This is a genomic window from Candidatus Poriferisodalis sp., from assembly GCF_965262965.1.
GTDB lineage: Bacteria > Actinomycetota > Acidimicrobiia > Acidimicrobiales > Poriferisodalaceae > Poriferisodalis.
Genome location: NZ_OZ253573.1, coordinates 583,095 through 601,869 on the forward strand (window position 1 = coordinate 583,095; position 18,775 = coordinate 601,869).

Below are 18,775 nucleotides of genomic sequence, written 5' to 3' on the forward strand. Positions count from 1 at the left end.
GCGATGTGGACGTGACTTGATGCGCCGCAATCCGTACCTCTGGGAGGATTCAATATGTTGACCAAACGAATGAGGAAGCTGTTCTTGTTGCTCGCAGCTTTCGCTCTGTTCGCTGCCGCGTGCGGCGGCGGAGATGACGACAGCGACGCAACGGCCACGGACGAGACGGAGGCGCCCGCCGCCGACGACGAAGACATGGCCGACGAAGACATGGCCGACGAAGACATGGCCGACGAAGACATGGCCGACGAAGACATGGCCGACGAAGACATGGCCGACGAAGACATGGCCGACGAAGACATGGCCGACGAAGACATGGCCGACGAAGACATGGCCGACGAAGACATGGCCGACGAGATGTCGATGACTCCGGGCGAGGGTGTGTCCGTCACCATGGGTCGTGCCAATTGGACCACTGGCTACTTCCAGACTGAGCTGTATCGCCAGCTGCTCGAAGAGCTGGGCTATGACGTGTCCGACCCAGCAGAGCTGGAGCTTGGTCCGAACAACGCCTATATCGCGATGGCAGAAGGCCAGATGGACTTCTGGGTCAACAGCTGGTATCCGGGCCACCTGGCGTGGCTGGCGGGCGAATTGCCCAACGGCACGCTCGTGGGCGACCACCTGACCGTCCTGGGCGAAGAGATGATCGCCGGCGGATTGCAGGGCTACTTGGTGACGAAGTCGTTCGCCGATGAGTTCGGCGTCTACACATTGGACGCGCTTAACAGCGACGCTGCCGCATTGGCGGCGTTCGACGCCTCCGACCCTGTCCCCGGCAACGGCATCGCCGACATCTTCGGCTGCCCCGAGTCATGGACATGCGACAACATCATCACAGCGCAGATCACGTTCTCTGGCTGGGACAACATCAACCAGACCATTGCCGGCTATGACGCAATGTTCGCCCAAGCAGTTGACGCTGCGAACGAAGGCGTCCCGATAGTGGCGTACACTTGGACGCCGTCGGCGTACATCACCCAGCTGCGCCCGGGCGACAACGTCTACTGGATCGGCGTCGACGAGATTCTCGACGACTCGAATCCGAACGGCGTCGATGGCGGCGAGGAGTATAGCCAACGCGGCGCTGACGGAAGCGGCGGCTACGCAGCCATCGGCCCAGACCAGTGCCCGGCTGCGGCCGACAACGCCGACGGACTGTGCCCGATCGGCTGGGTCGCTGCGGACATTCTGGCGACAGCCAACAACGACTTCCTGGCAGCCAACCCCGCCGCTGAGGCGCTGATTGCTGCAGTGAAGCTGTCGGTCATCGAAGTGTCGCTCGCCAACGTCGATCAGGACGAAGGGGCCCGCCCCGGAGACCTGGCCACCGACTGGATCGACAACAACCGCGCAACGGTCGACGCCTGGCTCGACGCCGCACGCGCCGCCGCGTAGGCGACCACACTCCGCCGTTTCCTCTTCGCAGGCCAGCGGCTGACTGAGGACTCAGCAGGGGTGCCGGACCACGGTCCGGCACCCCTGCGCGCGTCAGTCCTCGAGTTCGGGCAGGGCCGGCGGCGCGTTGGCTGCCGTCACCCGGGCGAGCCCTCCGTCCACCACGAGCGTTTCGCCCGTGATGTAGCGGGCCGCATCCGAGGCAAAGAACAACACCACGTCGGCGATGTCGTCGGCCAGTCCCCAGCGTTTCAACGCGACCTGGCCGGCGAGGTCTTCGATGAGTCCCGGCACCTCAGAGCGCGCCTTCTCCCAGATCGCCGTCGCGATCAGTCCTGGAGCGATGGAGTTGACCCGGATGCCCGAGGGGCCCCAGTCGGCGGCGAGTGCTCGGGTCATCGCGTCGACTGCGCCTTTCGTGCCGGCATACGCGACACGGCCGAGCGGGCCGTGGACGCCTGCCACCGAGCTGATGTTGATGATCGAGCCACCGCCTCGAGCAATCATCGACGGCGCCAGCCCGATGCTCAGCATCGCCAGCGACCGAACATTGATCGAGAACACCTGGTCGAAGTCGGCTTCAGTGAGCTGGTCCGGCGTGCGACGCATGGGGATGCCCGCGTTGTTGACAAGCACATCGACGCCGTCAACTTCGCCGAGGATGCGTCGGGCCAGATCTGTGCCCGCTCCCGTGGGCTCCAGATCTGCGGTCAATACGACCGGTCCGTTCTGCAGACCTCCCGCTACTCGCTCAAGATCCGAAGTGGTGCGTCCGGTCAGCACCACCCTGGCACCAGCGGCATCTAGGGCTCGAGCACTGGCTTCGCCGATGCCTCGGGTCGCGCCGGTGACTACCGCCACTCTCGCGTCGAGTCGCATACCGGTGGTGTTGGAGCTTGCCGTCTCAGTCATGCGCGCAAGCTAACGCGCTACACCGCCGCGGTGACTTGCGTTCGAGCTCAGGGGGTGTGCTCGGCGAGAAACGCTGCGAATTGATCCATCGCAGCGCAACGGCCGGCACCTTCGGTCCAGTCCTCGATGAGTGTCGAGTTCGGGGCCGCATCGTGCACGATCCGCGATGAGGACTCCGGGTGGTACAGATCGTTTCCGGCCAGCACCAGCAGTGGCGTCTGCACCCCTTCAACGAAGTCCCGATCGACGTTGAACAGGAAGTTGTCGCCGTCGTACATGTTGGAGCGGAACTGAGACCAGGCGGCATCGTCGGCTTCTGGATGGCTGCTGCGGATCGCGTTGGCCCAGTCGTCGAACATGTCGTAGAACGCATGGCGATTGTCGTCGAGGCCGATGGTCTGGAACAGCGTGGCGCTCACCACCCGCTTGGGGGCTGCGGAGATGAGGCCCATGATGTACGGACCGCCGATGCACATGCCGGCAAGGTGGAACTGATCGCATCCCAGATGGTCCATGAGGGCGAGCTGGTCTGCGGTATACGTACGCCAGTTGTCGTCAGGGGAGACCGGCGCTGTCGAGCGACCCGCATTGCGCTGGTCCATTGCTATGACCCGGTACTGGTCGGCCAGTTGGGTGACGGGGTTCCACGGCGTCGACTCCCAGAACGACGCCGCAGAGCGCATGCCGCCCGGAGCAATCAGCAGCAACGGGAAGCCCGAGCCGTAGTCGTCGTAGTGGATGTCAACAGAATCACGTGTGAAGTTCGCCATGTCCTCATTGTGCCCGCTCGCGCTTGGCGAAACACCGTTGGAACGCTCCGCTCCCGAACGCTGCGCTAGCGTCCCGCTCCGATGATTCGCCTGACCGGGTCTGACGGTGAGCACGCGGTGCTGCACGACCTCGGCGGCAGCGGCCCACCGCTGCTGCTGACGCACGGCAACGGCCTCAATGCCGGCATGTGGGCAACCGTCGTGCCCCACTTGACCGACACATTCCGCTGCTGGGGGCTCGACTTCCGGGGCCACGGCGCAGCGCGGCCTCAGCACGACGACATGTCCGTTGACAGGCCCCGATTCGTCGAAGAGGTGCTCTCGGCAGTGAACGCCCTGGGTGGCGAGCCGATGCTGGCAGCAGGACACTCTCTCGGAGCTGCCAGCCTGCTGCTCGCTGAGCTCGCACAGCCCGGCACATACCGGGGTCTGTGGCTCTACGAGCCGGTGCTTGTGCAGCCCGGCTTTCCCCGGCCCGACGGTGACCACGCTCTCGTTCAGGCGTCGCGGCGCCGACGCATCCGCTTCGCGACCGTCGACGAGGCGTACGAGCGATTCGTGTCCAAGCTGCCGTTTTCGGCGTGCGAGCCCGAGGCGGTATGGGCGTACGTCGAGCTCGGCACCTACCCGTCAGGCGACGACGCTGTGCGGCTGTCCTGCTCGGGCGACACAGAGGCGCGCATCTACGAAGCGGGTGTGCCCATCGAGTACACCGAATTCGGCCGGGTCACGTGCCCGGCCGTCGTGGCGCGCGGCGACTCCCCCACGTTGTGGAACGAGATCCCGCCGCAGGTCGCTCAGCCGATTGCAGAAGCGCTCGCAAACGGCCGCCTCGAGGCGTTCGCAGAGCTGAGCCACTTCGGTCCGATGGAGAACGGTGAGCTGGTCGCGAAAGCCATCCGCGGCCACCTGGAACCGCTGATCGACGCATAGGCGCAGATGCGCAGCCCTCAGGCTGCCGTGGGCAGCTTGTCGGGGTCGAGGCCGTAGAGATCGATAACGTTGCCCCAGACCATCTGTTCGGTTTCGTCGTCGGGGACGCCCGAGAGGATGTCGTCAAGGATCGGGCGCGAGTTGGGCCAGATGGAATCGTGGTGCGGGTAATCGTTGCCCCACACCAGGTTCGACACCCCGATGGAGTGCCGGGTTGCGATGCCCTCGACATCGTCCTCAAACGTCACCCAACAGTTCCGATCGAAGTACTCCGACGGCTTCATGGTGAGCTCGTCAGAAACCTCCCACGGAGTGCGGTACGCAGCGTGGTCGAGACGCTGCTTGAAGTGGCCGACCCAGCCGGTCTCGTACTCAGCGCACACGAAGCGCAGGTCGGGGAAACGCTCGGTGACGCCACCGCAGATGAGATCCATCATCGTGTTGGCGATGGTCGTGTGGGCCAGCGTGTAGCCCTTCAGGTGGCCGCCCGGAGTGCCCCAGTGCTCGGGCATCCCGCCCTCGAGGCTTGACCCCGTGAAGATGTGCATGGTGAGCGGCACACCGAATTCTTGGGCGCGAGCCCAGAACGGGTCGAAGTCGGGGTGGCAGTACGGCTTGGCAGGGTCGATATGGGCGGGTATCGCGAAACCGCGTACACCGAGCTGTGCCGAACGGTCGATTTCGGCGATCGCCCGCTCGACATCCGGCAGGGGCAGGCAGCCGACTCCAATGAGACGGTTGCGGTCTACCGAGCAGTAGTTGAGCACCCAGTCGTTGTGGTTGCGGAACGCCGCATCGCGGACTTCGTCGTCAGGAACGGCAAAAGTGAACATCGACAGGCTGGGGTACATGACCTCGCCCACGATCCCGTCCTGGGCCTGCTCGTCGAGTCGAGCGTTCGGGTCCATCACGCCCGGATTGAAGCCGTCGTAGCCCTGCTCGATGCGGGCATGAGTCGCCGGATCGGTCAGGCTGGCGCCTGCGATGCCGAGCCGACCCACCGGCACCGCCCGCATTCCATTCGGCAACACCAGCCAGGTACCCGGCTTGCCGTCGTAGTCCTTCTCGATGAAGGGCGCCCGGTCACCGAATCGGTCGGTCAGCCCCGCATAGATCTCGGCCGCCTCCACCACGTGCGAGTCACATGAGTAGTACCGCATCGCTCTCCCCTATTTGCGCTTGAGCGCACTGTCGCCGTTTCGCGGCCAACAGTACCAGCGGCCATCGAGCCGCTTCCCAGAGCGATGCCAGCGCTACGCGGTCGGGGCGCAATATGTGGCGGCGCTGCGCCATCGCCGGCATCTGTGCCATCTTGTCGCCATGCGTGCATTGGAAGTGCAGTCCCTGACCGGTCCGACCGGCATCGCCGTCGTTGACGCGCCGGAGCCCGAGGCCGACCCGGCCGGGGCATCGGTGATCGTCGACATGGTGTGCGGCGGAGTGTCGTTCCCCGACCTCCTGCAAAGCCAAGGTCTGTACCAGTACCGGCCGGACCCGCCGTTCCGGCCCGGCATCGAAGCCGCCGGCGTGGTTCGTTCGGCTCCCGCCGATTCGGGCTATGCGGCCGGTGATCGGGTGTGCGTGTGGACCAATGGGTGCCTGGCCGAAACCGTTGCCGTGCGACCTCGGGACCTGTTCGCTCTGCCGAGCCAGCTCAGTTTCGAAGAGGGTGCGGCGCTGGTGATGAACTACCAGACGGCCGTGTTTTGCATGATCGATCGGGCGGGCCTGCGCGAAGGCGAGTCCGTTCTGGTGCTGGGCGCCTCAGGAGGTGTGGGGACGTCGGGCATCCAGGTAGCCAAGGGCGTCGGCGCTGGACCGGTCATCGGCCTCGTATCCACACCCGCGAAGGGCGAAATCGCTACGGCCGCCGGCGCGGACCACATCGTGCTCATCAGCGACACCTGGAAGGACGAAGTGCGTGAGCTCACCGGCGGACGGGGGGTTGACATGACCTACGACCCCGTGGGCGGCGACCGTTTCTTGGACGGGATCCGGGCCTTGGCGCGATTCGGCCGGCTGGTCGTGGTGGGTTTCGCCGCTGGCGAGATCCCGACCGTCAAGGTGAACCGGCTGCTGTTGCGCAACGTGAGCCTGGTCGGCGCCGCCTGGGGCGAAGCCGTGGCCGCTGACCCGACGATCCCGGCCCGTATCCATGAACGGCTCCTCGACATGATCGCCACGGGCGCCGTGCGGCCGCCGATCGGGCAGGTGCTGCCCTTTACCGAGGCGACCGAGGCCTACCGGCTGCTGGATGAACGCGAAGCCGTCGGCAAAGTGCTCGTGCGCATGCGCCCCGACCCGGCCTAGCCGCCAGGCGCCAATCAGTCCCCATCGGTTGCGACGTCGCGGGCGAGCAAGGCCATCGTGACAGCGACGTAGACCGCGTCCTCGCCCACGTTGTGCCCTCCGGGACCTTCGCTGCGCGCGTGTCCCTGTTCTTCGCTCTCGACAGTGACGAGGCCGAATCCGATCGGGACGCCTGTTTCGAGCTGAACAGCCATCACTCCCTGCGCTGCACCTTCGCTGACCAGCTCGTAGTGAGTGGTCTCGCCGCGGATGACCGCTCCGATCGTCACGATCGCGTCGATACGACCGGAGTTGGCCAGCATCTTTGCCGCCAGCGGGATTTCGAAACACCCAGGCACGGTCACTTCGGTTCCCTCGGTGACCCCCAGATCATCGAGGCCCCGCCGGACGCCGTCCGACAGCCGATCGACGATGTCGGGATTCCAAGTTGCTCGCACTATGCCGACACGGAATCCGGCACCAGCTCCTGGGGGCGGCCTGCCGGCCCGCTGGTCGCCACTTGCCACACCTGCACGGTACCCGCAGCTACTAGCGGCGACCGAATGCGGCTCGCCTACGCTGGGTCGATGGCAGGCGCACGTGCGCGACTCGCAGCCGACATCGGCGGAACCTTCACTGACATCGCGCTGGAGGTCGACCGCGGCCGAGGCGCGCATCGGGCGCTGCACACGGCGAAGGTGTTGACCACGCAGGAATCGCCCGCCGATGCCGTGCTTACCGGTGTCAAATCCGTCCTGGCCGAGGCGGGGGTCGCACCCGCTGAGGTGGGCGTGCTCATCCACGGCACCACGCTCGCCACCAATGCACTTATCGAGCGCCGCGGCGCACGCACGGCGCTGCTGACGACCCAAGGCATTCGCGACTCGGTCGAGATGGCGCACGAGAACCGGTTCGAGCAGTACGACCTGTACATGCGCCGGCCCGAACCGCTCGTGCCGCGGCACCGGCGAATCGGCATCCCCGAACGGCTGGCTGCCGACGGGAGCGTGCTGTTGCCGCTGGACACCGATGCTGTTCGGGCCGCTGCCGAATCACTGGCAGCCGATGGCGTCACCAGCGTGGCGGTCGGCTACCTGCATTCGTATCTTGACTCCCGCCACGAGGAACGCACTGCGGAGATCTTGGCCCAGTGCTGGCCCGAGGCGAGCGTCACCCTGTCCAGCGAGGTCTGCCCGGAGATCCGCGAGTACGAACGCTTCTCCACCGCGTGCGCCAACGCGTACATCGCACCGCTCATGCGGCGCTACCTGACCGACCTGGATGACCGGCTGGCAGCGCTGGGACTGGGCGGCGAACTCTTCCTGATGACCTCTGGCGGCGGGCTGGGAACGCTCGCCGAGGCGCTGCGCTTCCCCGTCCGGCTCATTGAGAGCGGACCGGCAGGCGGCGCGATCCTCGCGTCGGAGATCGCCCGGGGCCTCGACTGCGAACGGGCGCTCAGCTTCGACATGGGCGGCACGACGGCAAAGCTGTGCATCGTCGAGTCCGGCCACCCCCGCACGAACCGCGAATTCGAGGTCGGCCGCGAGTACCGGTTCTTGCCAGGCAGCGGATTGCCGCTGCGCCTGCCGGTGATCGAGATGGTCGAGATCGGCGCAGGGGGCGGCTCGATCGCAAGCCTGGACGCACTCGGTCGCATCACCGTCGGTCCGGCCAGTGCCGGATCAGAACCGGGCCCCGCGGCCTACGGACGCGGCGGCACCGAACCCACCGTGACCGACGCGGACGCCGTGCTGGGCAGGCTGCTGAGCGAACGCTTCGCCGGCGGCACGCTGAGATTCGACGCCGGCGCTTCTGCCAAGGCGCTCACCACCGCGTTGGCTGAACCGGCTGGACTGCAGACGACGGTCGCTGCGATCGGCATCACCGAAGTCGTCGACGAGAACATGTCCAACGCCGGACGCGTCCACGCAGCCGATCAGGGTTGTGACATCAGCAGCGGCACTCTGATCGCGTTCGGCGGTGCCGCCCCGCTGCACGCTGCCCGGGTGGCCGCCAAGCTCGGCATCGACGACATCGTGGTACCGGCCGGGGCGGGCGTGGGCTCGGCCATCGGCTTCCTGCGGGCACCGGTGGCCCACGAATCGGTCCGGACCCGCCATGCCCGTGTCAGCGAGCTGACTGCAACAAGCCTGACAGACCTGCTGGGCGACATGGCCGACGAAGCCAACGCGATCGTGCGGGCTGCTGCGCCCGACGCGCAGACCACCACGCACGTGCGCGCCCTCATGCGCTACCGGGGCCAAGGCCACGAGATCACCGTCGAGGTCGACGCCGCCGCGCTGCTGAGTGACGACATAGCCAACCCCAGTGACGCCGAAGTACGCAGCCAGCTGCGGACGGCGTTCACCAAGGCCTACCAGCAGCTGTACACCCGCCACATCGGCAACCTCGAGATCGAGGTGCTCAGCTGGCTGCTGGAGGTTCGCACGCCCCAAGCCGAGGCCATGTCACTGCACCCCGAAATCGCTGCCAAGCCGGTCGCTTCGCCAACATTCACGCTCGTCACCGACACCGCCACCGGCCGAGCCGTCGCCCATGGCGTCTACGAGCGGGATGCGCTGCGAGAAGGCGACTGGCTGGTCGGCCCTGCACTGATCACCGAGGATCAGACCACCACGGTGGTGCCGGAGGGATTCGTGTCGACGGTCACTTCAGGTGGGCATCTTCGGATCACGATTGGTTCGGCATCGAATGGCACTCGCCGACTCGGCGGAGCTGCGACGGTTGCTGAGGGCACGAGCCGAACCGCCGAAGCGGCCGCTCTCGACGCCGTACGGCTGGCTGTGCAGTGGAACCGCCTCATCTCGGTCACCGAGGAACAGGCGCGAGCGCTGGTCCGTGCCGCCTTCAGCACGTCAACCCGCGAAGCAGGCGACCTGTCTGCAGGGATCTTCGACCCGCAGGGCCGGATGCTCGCCCAGTCAGTCACCGGCACGCCGGGCCACGTCAACTCCATGGCGTACTCGGTCCTGCACTTCCTGGATCGATTCCCCGCTGCGGAGATGCGACCCGGCGACATCTTCCTCACGAACGATCCCTGGAAGGGCACCGGTCACCTCTTCGACATCGTGGTGGTCACCCCCGCGTTCCGAGGGGGCGAGCTGGTGGCGCTGTTCGCCTGTACCAGCCACGTCGTGGACATCGGCGGGGCCGGCTTCACCACCGACTCGAAGGAGGTGTACCACGAGGGCCTGTTCCTGCCGATCCTGAAATTCGCCACCGACGGCGTGTTCGATCCCACCGTGGTGTCGATCATCGAGGCCAACGTGCGAGACCCGATCCAGGTCATCGGCGACATCCACTCGCTGGCCGCCTGTAACGAGACCGGTGCGGCTCGTCTTATCTCGATGATGGACGAGTACGGCATGGCCGACCTCGACGAACTTGGCGAGCACATCATCTCTTCGTCACACCGGGCGATGCTCGAGGCCATCGCCGAGCTGCCCGCAGGAACCTGGAACTCGACCATGCGGGTCGATGGCATGGAGGAGCCCATTGACATCGTCTGCTCGGTGACGGTTGCGGGCGACGGCATCGAGGTGGACTTCGCCGGCACGGGACCCCAGTCGGGCTGGGGCATCAACGTGCCAATGGCCTACACCGACGCCTACACGTCCTTCGGCGTCCGCTGCATCATCGGCTCCGACATTCCGAACAACACAGGGTCACTGGATGCGGTTCGGGTCCGAGCGCCCGAGGGCTGCATTCTCAATGCACCCCATCCGGCGGCAGTGAACGTACGACACGTGATGGGCCAACTTCTCCCCGACGCCGTGTTCGGCTGCCTGAGCCAGGTTGTGCCCGAACGGGTGCCCGCCGAGGGCACATCATCGCTGTGGAATCTGCTCGGCACCGGCATGTGGCAGCCCGACACCGGAGTCGGCGCAACGAATCGCTCCGAGACGGCGATGGGACGCTCCGGCGATGACTCCGACCGGCACAAGAGCGAGCGCTACATCCTGATGAGCTTCCATGCCGGAGGGGCAGGCGCCCGCCCGAGAGCCGATGGGCTGTCGGCCACAGCGTTCCCCAGCGGAGTGCGCAACATGCCCGTCGAGGTGAACGAAATCGGCTCACCGCTGGTGTTCTGGCGCAAGGAGTTCCGCACCGATTCCGGCGGGTCGGGCAAGTACCGGGGCGGGCTGGGCCAGGTGATCGAGCTCGAGAACCGCCAGGGGCGGGACTTCGCAATCAGCGCCACGTACGAGCGCACGGTGTATCCAGCCCGTGGCCGCCATGGCGGCGGGCCAGGCGCGTTGGGCCGCCTGTCGCTCGACGACGGCACTGAGGTGCGCGCCAAGGGCCGCTCGGTGATCGGGGGCGACCGCCGCCTGATCGTGGAGTTTCCCGGCGGCGGCGGGTTCGGCGACCCAGCGAATCGCAGCCCGGAAGCTGCGGCACGCGACCTGCAGTTGGAATTCGTTTCCTTGCAGCCGGATTCGCCGCAATAATTCCCGCAGGTGGCGCCGTGTCAGGCCCGCAACCGACGATCACACTGTGAGGCAGCCCTTCATGAACGCATCAGCGGAAACCGGCACCGCCGCTAGGCACGAAGGCGCCGACGAGACGCTCCACCGCAGCACCGGCGAGCTGGCGGCCTCACTGCCGCACATTCGCAATGCACCGGCTGAGGGCGGCGTGATCGAGCTCATCGTCCGCCGTCCGGCTATAGATGCCCGGGAGGTCCTGAGCGAGGCCCGCATCAGCACGGACGAGGGCATCGAGGGCGACACGTGGAACCAGCGAGGCTCACCAACATCAGCCGATGGCGGGCCGCACCCGGATGCTCAGCTCACCATCATGAGCGCGCGTGCGGCCGCCGTCATCATCGGACCGGTCGAACGCTGGCCGCTCGCCGGCGATCAGATCTATGCGGACTTGGACATCAGTCACGAGACGCTGCCCGCCGGCACCCAACTGAGACTCGGCGATGCCATCGTGGAGGTCACGGCCAAACCACACAGGGGCTGCGCCAAGTTCGCAGCCCGATTCGGCCGCTACGCCCTGCGGTTCGTGAACACTGGCGAAGGCCGTGACCTGCGCATGCGGGGCGCCAACTGCCGTGTGATCCGGCCCGGCACGGTCGGCGTCGGCGACTCCGTCACCCGCCTCTGACCCGACTGCGCCCTTGCATGGCGCTCTCCCTCCCATCGGTTCCGTCCTGGCTCCGAAGTGCCTTCATCGTCCACCGGCCGGATAACGAGGGGATGTTGGTTACACCCCGTCACTACGGTCCTAGTCCATGAGATTCATACACACAGCCGACTGGCAACTCGGGATGACGCGTCACTTCCTCGACGGCGAGGCCCAGCCGAGGTTCAGCCAAGCACGGCTCGACGCTGTGGGGACCATCGGCCAGCTTGCGGTCGACGAAGGGTGCGAGTTCGTCGTCGCATCCGGCGACGTCTTCGAGTCGAACCAGATCGACCGCCAGGTGCTCACCCGCGCCCTTGATGCGATGGCCGCCACACCAGAGGTGACCTTCTACCTCCTGCCTGGCAATCACGACCCGCTGAATGCCGCCTCGATCTTCCGCTCGAACACGTTTCGCGAACGGAGACAGCCGAATGTCGTCGTATTAGAGGATTCTGTGCCGATTCAGGTAGCTGAAGACGTCGAATTGGTTGCCGCGCCTTGGACGTCCAAACGCCCACTCCAAGACTTGGTAGATCAGGCGTGCGCAGCTGCGGTGCCGTCTGCGGCGCTTCGCATCATCGTCGGCCACGGCGCGCTCGACAGTCGCTCGCCCGATGCGACCGATCCTGCCCTCATTTCGCTGGAGCGATTGGAAGAGCGCGTTGAGACAGGCGAAATCCACTACGTCGCGCTCGGCGATCGACACTCCACAACCGACGAAGGCACGACAGGTCGTGTCTGGTACTCAGGTGCCCCCGAGCCGACCGACTACCGGGAGGAAGATCCGGGAAACGTCCTCGTCGTTGACCTCGAGCCAGGACAGATCGAGGTAACGCCGCGCAGCGTTGGCAGGTGGTGTTTTCTGCAGCGCCACTCTCACCTCACGTCGGATGCAGACATCGACTCGTTGGAACAGTGGCTCGACGCCCTCGAAAACAAGCAGCGGGCTGTCGTCAAGCTGTCACTCGTCGGCTCGCTCGCACTCGGTCAAAAGGAGCGCCTCGACCGGTTGCTCGATCATTTCGCCGACTTGCTTGCGGCTCTCGAGACGTGGGAACGGAGATCAGATCTGGTGGTCGTCCCTGACGACGCCGAGACCTCCGCACTTGGGCTGTCGGGCTTTGCGAGCGACGCATTGGGCGACTTGCGTGAACTGGCCCAGTCACCCGACCCTGCCGAGGCGGTCCGGGCCCAGAACGCGATGGCACTGCTGCATCGCCTGGTGAGGTCCGCATCATGAGGATCCACCGCATCACGCTCACGAACTACAGAGGCGTCGATCATGCCGAAGTGACCTTCGACGAGTGCGGGGTCACCGTGATCGAAGGCGACAACGAGGCTGGCAAGACCAGCCTCGTCGAGGCGCTCGAGTTGCTCCTCGACGAGCGCTTCTTGGACCGTTCCGGCCATCGACGCGTCAAATCGGTCATGCCCGTACATCGTGACGCCGATCCTGAAGTCGAGGCCGAAGTCTCGACCGGGCCGTATCGGTTCGTCTTCGCTAAGCGGTGGGGGCGCAGCCGTATGACCACACTCGACGTCTCAGCACCACAACGCGAACAGCTCACCGGCGATGAGGCTCACGAACGCGTGCAGTCGATCCTCTCAGAGACCCTCGACACCGACTTGCTGCGAGCGCTCCAAGTCCGTCAAGGTGCCGAATTGGCGTTGCCCTCTTTCGCCGACACCGATCTCGGCGCCGCGCTTGACACCGCAGCAGGCGCCGTCGGCGAGAGCGACAGTCACGACGGGATCTGGCAGGCGATCACTGCCGAACGTGACATGTACTGGACGTCGACAGGCAAGCGCAAGACCATCCTTACCGACTCGCATAGAAGCGTGGCCGACGCTGAGGCCGATGTGGCGTCGTTGACCCAGCAGCTCGCCGAGGTCGAAGCAGACGCCGACCGAGCAGCGCGACTGGCCTCGGACGCGGAACGCCTGCAGGAGCTAGTGGTCCAAGCCGAAGAGGCCTGCGACGAATGCCAACAGCAGGTAACCGCAGCCGAGGGTGTCGAGGAGGAGCTCAGCCGGTGTGAAACTGAGTTGGAGCGACTGAAGACCGAGGCCGAGCGCGCACAGGCCGACCATCAAGCACGGACAGACCTCGTCGACGAGGAGGAACGATTCCGGCAAGAAGCAGCCGAGCTAAGGACGCAGGCCGAACAAGCTGCACCGGCATTGGCCGCAGCCCGACGACACCATGATGAGGCTGAGGCTGCTCACCGGACAGCACGGGAACGCTTCGAGCAGACCCAGCAGGCAAGTGCGCTGGCAGACCGTGACAGCGAACATCTGAGGCAGATCATCGAAGCCAGACACCTCGGAGCGCGTCACGAGCGTGTTGTAGCAGCGCAAGAGCAGCTCGACGCTGCAAGCGCCGTCATCGAATCCATACATCTCGACAAAGATGACGTCGCACAGATTGAAGCTGCCCAACAGGCCGTCATTCAGGCACAGGCTGCTGCGGACGCTGGTTCGGCCACGGTCGCGACCACCGGCTTGAGCGACCTCGAAGTCATCGTCGACGGTGTTGCCGTGCATATGAAAGAAGGCGACGAGCAGATAACCGATGTTGTCGACTCTGCCAATTTCGTCGTCCCAGGCTCGCTGAGGATCACGGTGACCGCTGGAAACGAATCGCGCCAACTCGGCAGCAAGCTTGTCGAGGCCGAAGCAGCGTTGCGCGGGCTCTGTGACGAGGCCGGTGTAGCCGATCTCGCCGAAGCTCGCGACGCGCTGGTTCGCCGTCATACCGCCTCGCGCGAGCACGGCCAAGCACGTGACGACATCGAACGCGACCTCGACGACCTGACCGTCGATGATCTGGCCAGCAAGGCCGAACGGCTCTCGGCGCGAGTCGCCGCCTATCCGAACGAGCGCACTGCTGATGTTCCTCTACCGCCCGACCACGACACTGCTCTTCGAGCTGCGCTCGACCTGCGTGACGAACTGAAACGCAGGAAGGCAACCTTCGAATCCGCCGTGACACTTCTCGACAGCGCGCAGACGGCATTGCATGGAGAAGAAGTCGATCACGCCGCTTTGACAGCGACCATCGTCGCTGCCGACAACGCCGCCATAAACGCATCACAGAAGCTGGAGACCGCCAGGGCGCAGCTTCCCGACGCAGTGCTCGGCCAGCGTGTAGCTGCGGCACGGGAAACGGAACGGACGGCTCGATCTGACCGAGACGCTGCTCGGACGAGGCTCGAAGAACTCGACATCGACTCGCTGCGCAGCCGTCTGTCAAACGCGGAACAAGGGTTGAGCCGGGCGCGGGCCGCGCTGTCGCAGAACCACGAAGATCTGCGGACCCTGCAGATCAGTCTCGACCTCCGAGGCGAGAAGGGCCTCGGGGCTCAACTCGACGCCGTGTGCAGCAAACGGGATCGTTGCATCGCATCGGACCGCAGCCTCCGCGACAGGGCGGAGGCCGCGAAGCTGCTTCACCAGGCTTTTGAGCATCGGCGCACCGAAGCACGTCAGCGATACATCGCGCCATTCAAGCAACGCATCGAGCAGTACGGGCGCATCGTCTACGACACCTCATTCGAGGTCGACGTGGATGACGCGCTGGCAGTCTCCCGCCGCACGCTCAACGGCATCACACTCGCCGTGAACCAGCTCAGCACCGGCGCGCAAGAGCAGATGGGAATCATCGCACGGCTGGCCTGTGCGTCAATCGTCAGCCCCGACGGCGGCGGAGCGCCGGTGGTTCTCGACGATGCACTCGGCTGGAGCGACCCATCCCGATTGCAAGGCATGGGTGCCGCGATCAACATTGCTAGCGGGCACTGCCAAGTGATCATCCTCACCTGCACCCCGGGCCGCTATGCCCACGTTGGGAATGCCACGGTGGTCAACCTGCCGATGTCGCCGCGCCTGGCGTAAGACTGAGAACCGCCTGGTCCTCCAGACTGGAGACTCAACAGAGTCGCACTTCGAGCCCCTTCCAGATGACGAGCTCGCTGCATGGGAAGGCGAGTGAACGATCCTTGCTCGACACGCAGCCCCCACCGGGACACTACGGACCGAGCTGGATGATGGGAACTACGTGCACACCGTCGGGCCGGCGGTACGCGGCGCCGACCGACGTCACCACCATCAGGCCGGCCATGTCTTGAGTGCGACCTACTGCGATCTTGTCCTGCAGCCGCAGCAGCGAGACTGCGGCGCGGTCCACGGCCTCCGCCGCGGGACTCAGCTTCACCTCCGCAGCAATCCAAGCGCCGTCATGGCGCTCGATGACCGCATCGATCTCCAAGCCGGTGTCGTCCCGATAGTGAAAGACCTCGCCGCCCAGCGGTGCGCTGTACACGCGCAGGTCCCTGACGACCAGCGATTCGAAGAGCAGACCGAGCGTTCGCGGATCGGCCAGCAACCGCTCCGACGACGCGCGCAGCAGAAACGCCGCCATCGACGGATCGACGAAATGGCGTTTTGCCTGCTTGCGCAACGACGCCCGCGACCGCAGCGTCACCGACCAGGCCGGCTGATCCTCCACGACGAAGATGCGCCGCAGCGCATCTAGGTACGCCCCGACGGTGCTCCGGCCGGGCGTCGCACCGTCCATGTCCGCCGCCAGCTTCGTCTCGCGGGCCTCGGTCGCGACGTTGCGCGCCAGCGAGCGCAATAGCCGTCGCACCGCTGCCGGATTGTGCTGGACCTCGCTCGCCTGCGGTATATCGACTCGCGTGATCTCGTCGATGTAGTCCCCCACTGACAGACGAGCACTCTCGTGGTCCAACGAGAGGCCGCCGGGCCAGCCGCCGACGACAAGGTGACGCACCATGTCGCTCAACGCGGCACCGGGTGTCGGCAACGACGACCGTTCCTCGCCCTCGAAGAGTCCCCGCAGGGAGATCGCGCCGCCCGAGGCCCCCGATTCGCACAGCGACATGGTTCTCATCAAGACCCGGCCCACGCGGCCGGTTCCGGTGTGCCGGGTGAGGTCATCGGTGGGACTGGCCGATCCCGTCAAGATGAATTGCCCCGGCTGCGCCCTGTCGTCGCACTCGCGCCGGACCGGGTTCCAGATACCCGAGGCGTTCTGCCACTCATCGAGCAGGCGCGGTACCTCACCGGCCAGTGCCGATGCCGGATCGGCTGCGGCAAGCAAGCGCATGCCCTCGACATCGAATCGGGCCTCGCTGCGGGCATGGTTGCGGCCCGTCCACGTCTTGCCGCAGCCCCTGGCGCCCTCGATCAGCACCGCGCCGCGCCGTCGAAGAGCGGCCTCGATCTGGAGGTCGGCCACGCGGGGTAGGTAGCCAGGCATGGTGAGCCTCGACGCTGCTTCGGGCATTGCACTCCGGTCTTTGCAGGGCACGCTGCGACCCCACTACAGCGATGTGGACAAGAGATCGATGACGCGTTCTAGGAATAGTTTATAGCGCGTTCTGGGAATGATTCATAGTACGTTCTGGGAATCATCTGTAATACGTTCTGGGAATGACCTAGAGTGCGTTTGGGGATGTCTCGGACAGACACCGTGAGAGTGCTCAGGCTGGGCGCGACCGCGTAGTACAGGGAGTTCGCGTGCCAGCCGCCGACGATGCGACGATGCGGTGCCGTCAGCAGCGGCAGGCAATCAGCGTGGTGTCTGCAGCGGGGCGGTGGCGGGGACCTGTGAGGGGCGGCTGAAGACCTCGTCGAGCAGGGGGCGGAAGTCTTCAGCGGCGAGGTTGGGGTAGTTCGGGTCGAAGCAATTCTGGTCGTAGTTCTCGCAGAAGTCCAAGCAGGCGTCGTAATGCGGGGACTCCCGGCACTGCTCGCGGGCGTCGCGGTCCCCGCCGAGGTGACCGAAGTAGTAGTAGCCCTGAAAGAGCCCGTGATGGGCCACTACCCAGTGGGTCCGCTCGTCGACGTAGGGCTGCAGGACCGCGGCCGCCGCCGCACTGTGGTTTTCCGGCGCGAACGAATCACCGATGTCATGGAGCAGGGCCGCCACCACCAGGTCAGTCGACTCTCCATTGCGCAGCGCACGCGTGGCGCACTGCAGGGAGTGGTCGTAGCGGTCGATCTGGTAGCCCAGCGTGGGGCCGCGCAGGCAACCCAGGATGTCAAGCAGGTTGTCGACCAGCCGGGATCGGGTGTGCGCGTAATGCCACGGCATCAGGACTTGGTAGTCCTCGGCCGTCCCATGCTCCATCGCTGTCCAGGACACGTTGCGGCCGGCGTCCTGGCTGACCATGGGGCTCAGCCCTTCACGGGCGTGCGCCAGCCGAACGGATCGGGCGCTGCGCCGACCTGGATGTCGACGAGCGCCTGGCGCAGGCGCATCGTGTTGGCCCCCGGCTGCCCGTCACCCACGGTGAGCGTCTTGCCCTCATCCAGGATGGTGCCGACGGGCGCGATCACGGCAGCCGTCCCGGACAGGAAGGCCTCTCCTCGTTCGGCCCAGTCGACGAGTTCTTCTGGATCGATCGACCGTTCCTCGACCTCGTATCCCAGCGATGCAGCGAGCTCGATCACTGACGCTCGGGTGACACCGTGGAGGAACGACTCGTCGAGATGGCGGGTCACGACCCGCTCGTCGTCGACCAAGAAGAAGTTGGAGGCTCCCGTCTCGGTGATGTCGCCGCCGGTGGCAAACAGCATCTGATCGATCGCCTCGTTGCCAGCCATCGCGTCCAGCGTGGGCGCGAGTGCCATGGCGTAGTTGCCGCCGCACTTCACCATGCCGAACTGCGGGACGGTGCGGGGAATCTCGGTCTCCACCAGCAAGGTCAGCGGCCGGACCCCGCCTTTGAAGTAGTCACCGACCGGGCAATTCACGACGTACAGCAACGCGCTGCGGGTCGGGCGAGCTGCGGCGCCGATATCGGGCTCGGTGCCGATGAGCGTCGGTCGGATGTAGAGCGATCCAGGCGGATCGGGCACCTCGCCGGCATTGGCCTCCACTGCGTCAACGGCCATCTGATGCAAGACATCGCCGTCAATAGCCGGTAGCCGGAGCCGGGTTGCGCTCGACACCATGCGGTCCACATGGCGGTCCAGCCGGAAGATCGCCAATGACCCGTCAACTTGGCGGTGCGCCTTCAGTCCTTCGAAGATCGCACTGCCGTAGTGCAGTACGTGGGCCGCGGGGCTGATCGAGAAGTCGCCGAAGGGCTCTGCTACGCCGCTGTAGATGTACGGCCCGTCATCGGCGCGCGCCGTGGTCATCCAGTCACAGAAGATGGTCCCAAACGGGACCGTGAACGGGTCAGGCTTGTCGGTCACCAGCGCTCCATTCGGCACGGCTTGAGGCGGGACAGCCGCATGGTACCGCCGACCCCTTGTCGCATAGGGCGAAATATCAGCATCTG

14 protein-coding genes are annotated in these 18,775 nt (G+C 65.7%); 7 read left to right on the top strand and 7 right to left on the bottom strand.

Annotated features, from left to right (window positions below):
- Positions 1 to 54 precede the first annotated feature (54 nt).
- A complete protein-coding gene (locus ACQY5K_RS02785; RefSeq protein WP_428119855.1) occupies positions 55 to 1,398 on the top strand; it encodes a glycine betaine ABC transporter substrate-binding protein in 1,344 nt (447 codons plus the stop codon).
- Positions 1,399 to 1,491: 93 nt separating this feature from the next.
- On the opposite strand, the gene ACQY5K_RS02790 is transcribed toward ACQY5K_RS02785, so the two are convergent.
- Together ACQY5K_RS02790 and ACQY5K_RS02795 are read right to left on the bottom strand one after the other, a co-directional pair.
- Positions 1,492 to 2,310: an SDR family NAD(P)-dependent oxidoreductase gene (locus ACQY5K_RS02790; RefSeq protein ID WP_428119857.1), complete on the bottom strand. Its 819-nt coding sequence runs from the start codon at positions 2,308 to 2,310 to the stop codon at positions 1,492 to 1,494.
- A 47-nt stretch (positions 2,311 to 2,357) separates the two neighbouring features.
- Positions 2,358 to 3,080, bottom strand: coding sequence for an alpha/beta fold hydrolase (locus ACQY5K_RS02795; protein ID WP_428119859.1), 723 nt, complete (start codon positions 3,078 to 3,080; stop codon positions 2,358 to 2,360).
- Positions 3,081 to 3,161: 81 nt separating this feature from the next.
- Between ACQY5K_RS02795 and ACQY5K_RS02800 the strand changes: the two genes are divergently transcribed.
- Positions 3,162 to 4,013 carry an alpha/beta fold hydrolase gene (locus tag ACQY5K_RS02800; RefSeq protein ID WP_428119861.1) on the top strand — a complete coding sequence of 284 codons (852 nt, stop codon included), beginning with the start codon at positions 3,162 to 3,164 and terminating at the stop codon, positions 4,011 to 4,013.
- 17 nt (positions 4,014 to 4,030) lie between these two features.
- Here ACQY5K_RS02800 and ACQY5K_RS02805 read toward each other — a convergent pair whose 3' ends face one another.
- The gene (locus ACQY5K_RS02805; RefSeq protein WP_428119863.1) at positions 4,031 to 5,173 is read right to left on the bottom strand and encodes an amidohydrolase family protein; all 1,143 of its coding nucleotides are present in this window, start codon (positions 5,171 to 5,173) and stop codon (positions 4,031 to 4,033) included.
- A 19-nt stretch (positions 5,174 to 5,192) separates the two neighbouring features.
- Between ACQY5K_RS02805 and ACQY5K_RS02810 the strand changes: the two genes are divergently transcribed.
- On the top strand, positions 5,193 to 6,323 hold the full coding sequence (locus ACQY5K_RS02810) for an NADPH:quinone oxidoreductase family protein (RefSeq protein ID WP_428119865.1): 1,131 nt from the start codon (positions 5,193 to 5,195) through the stop codon (positions 6,321 to 6,323).
- Positions 6,324 to 6,337: 14 nt separating this feature from the next.
- Here the strand turns inward: ACQY5K_RS02810 and ribH are convergent, their stop codons facing one another.
- Positions 6,338 to 6,829: a 6,7-dimethyl-8-ribityllumazine synthase gene (gene ribH, locus ACQY5K_RS02815; RefSeq protein ID WP_428119867.1), complete on the bottom strand. Its 492-nt coding sequence runs from the start codon at positions 6,827 to 6,829 to the stop codon at positions 6,338 to 6,340.
- A gap of 60 nt (positions 6,830 to 6,889) precedes the next feature.
- On the opposite strand from ribH, the gene ACQY5K_RS02820 reads away from it, so the two are divergent.
- The 4 genes from ACQY5K_RS02820 (at position 6,890) to ACQY5K_RS02835 (ending at position 15,356) form a co-directional block, all read left to right on the top strand.
- The gene (locus ACQY5K_RS02820; RefSeq protein WP_428119869.1) at positions 6,890 to 10,777 is read left to right on the top strand and encodes a hydantoinase B/oxoprolinase family protein; all 3,888 of its coding nucleotides are present in this window, start codon (positions 6,890 to 6,892) and stop codon (positions 10,775 to 10,777) included.
- A 61-nt stretch (positions 10,778 to 10,838) separates the two neighbouring features.
- Positions 10,839 to 11,441: an MOSC domain-containing protein gene (locus ACQY5K_RS02825; RefSeq protein WP_428119871.1), complete on the top strand. Its 603-nt coding sequence runs from the start codon at positions 10,839 to 10,841 to the stop codon at positions 11,439 to 11,441.
- A gap of 127 nt (positions 11,442 to 11,568) precedes the next feature.
- Entirely contained in the window at positions 11,569 to 12,702 is a 1,134-nt protein-coding gene (locus ACQY5K_RS02830) for a metallophosphoesterase family protein (protein ID WP_428119873.1), read from the top strand.
- Positions 12,699 to 15,356: an AAA family ATPase gene (locus ACQY5K_RS02835; RefSeq protein ID WP_428119875.1), complete on the top strand. Its 2,658-nt coding sequence runs from the start codon at positions 12,699 to 12,701 to the stop codon at positions 15,354 to 15,356. The genes ACQY5K_RS02830 and ACQY5K_RS02835 overlap by 4 nt, the downstream gene beginning before the upstream one ends.
- Positions 15,357 to 15,489: 133 nt before the next feature.
- On the opposite strand, the gene ACQY5K_RS02840 is transcribed toward ACQY5K_RS02835, so the two are convergent.
- The 3 genes from ACQY5K_RS02840 to ACQY5K_RS02850 form a co-directional block, all read right to left on the bottom strand.
- A complete protein-coding gene (locus ACQY5K_RS02840) occupies positions 15,490 to 16,722 on the bottom strand; it encodes an ATP-binding protein (RefSeq protein WP_428119877.1) in 1,233 nt (410 codons plus the stop codon).
- A gap of 333 nt (positions 16,723 to 17,055) precedes the next feature.
- Entirely contained in the window at positions 17,056 to 17,658 is a 603-nt protein-coding gene (locus ACQY5K_RS02845) for an HD domain-containing protein (RefSeq protein ID WP_419920294.1), read from the bottom strand.
- 5 nt (positions 17,659 to 17,663) lie between these two features.
- A complete protein-coding gene (locus ACQY5K_RS02850) occupies positions 17,664 to 18,689 on the bottom strand; it encodes a branched-chain amino acid aminotransferase (RefSeq protein ID WP_428119879.1) in 1,026 nt (341 codons plus the stop codon).
- Positions 18,690 to 18,775: the final 86 nt, after the last annotated feature.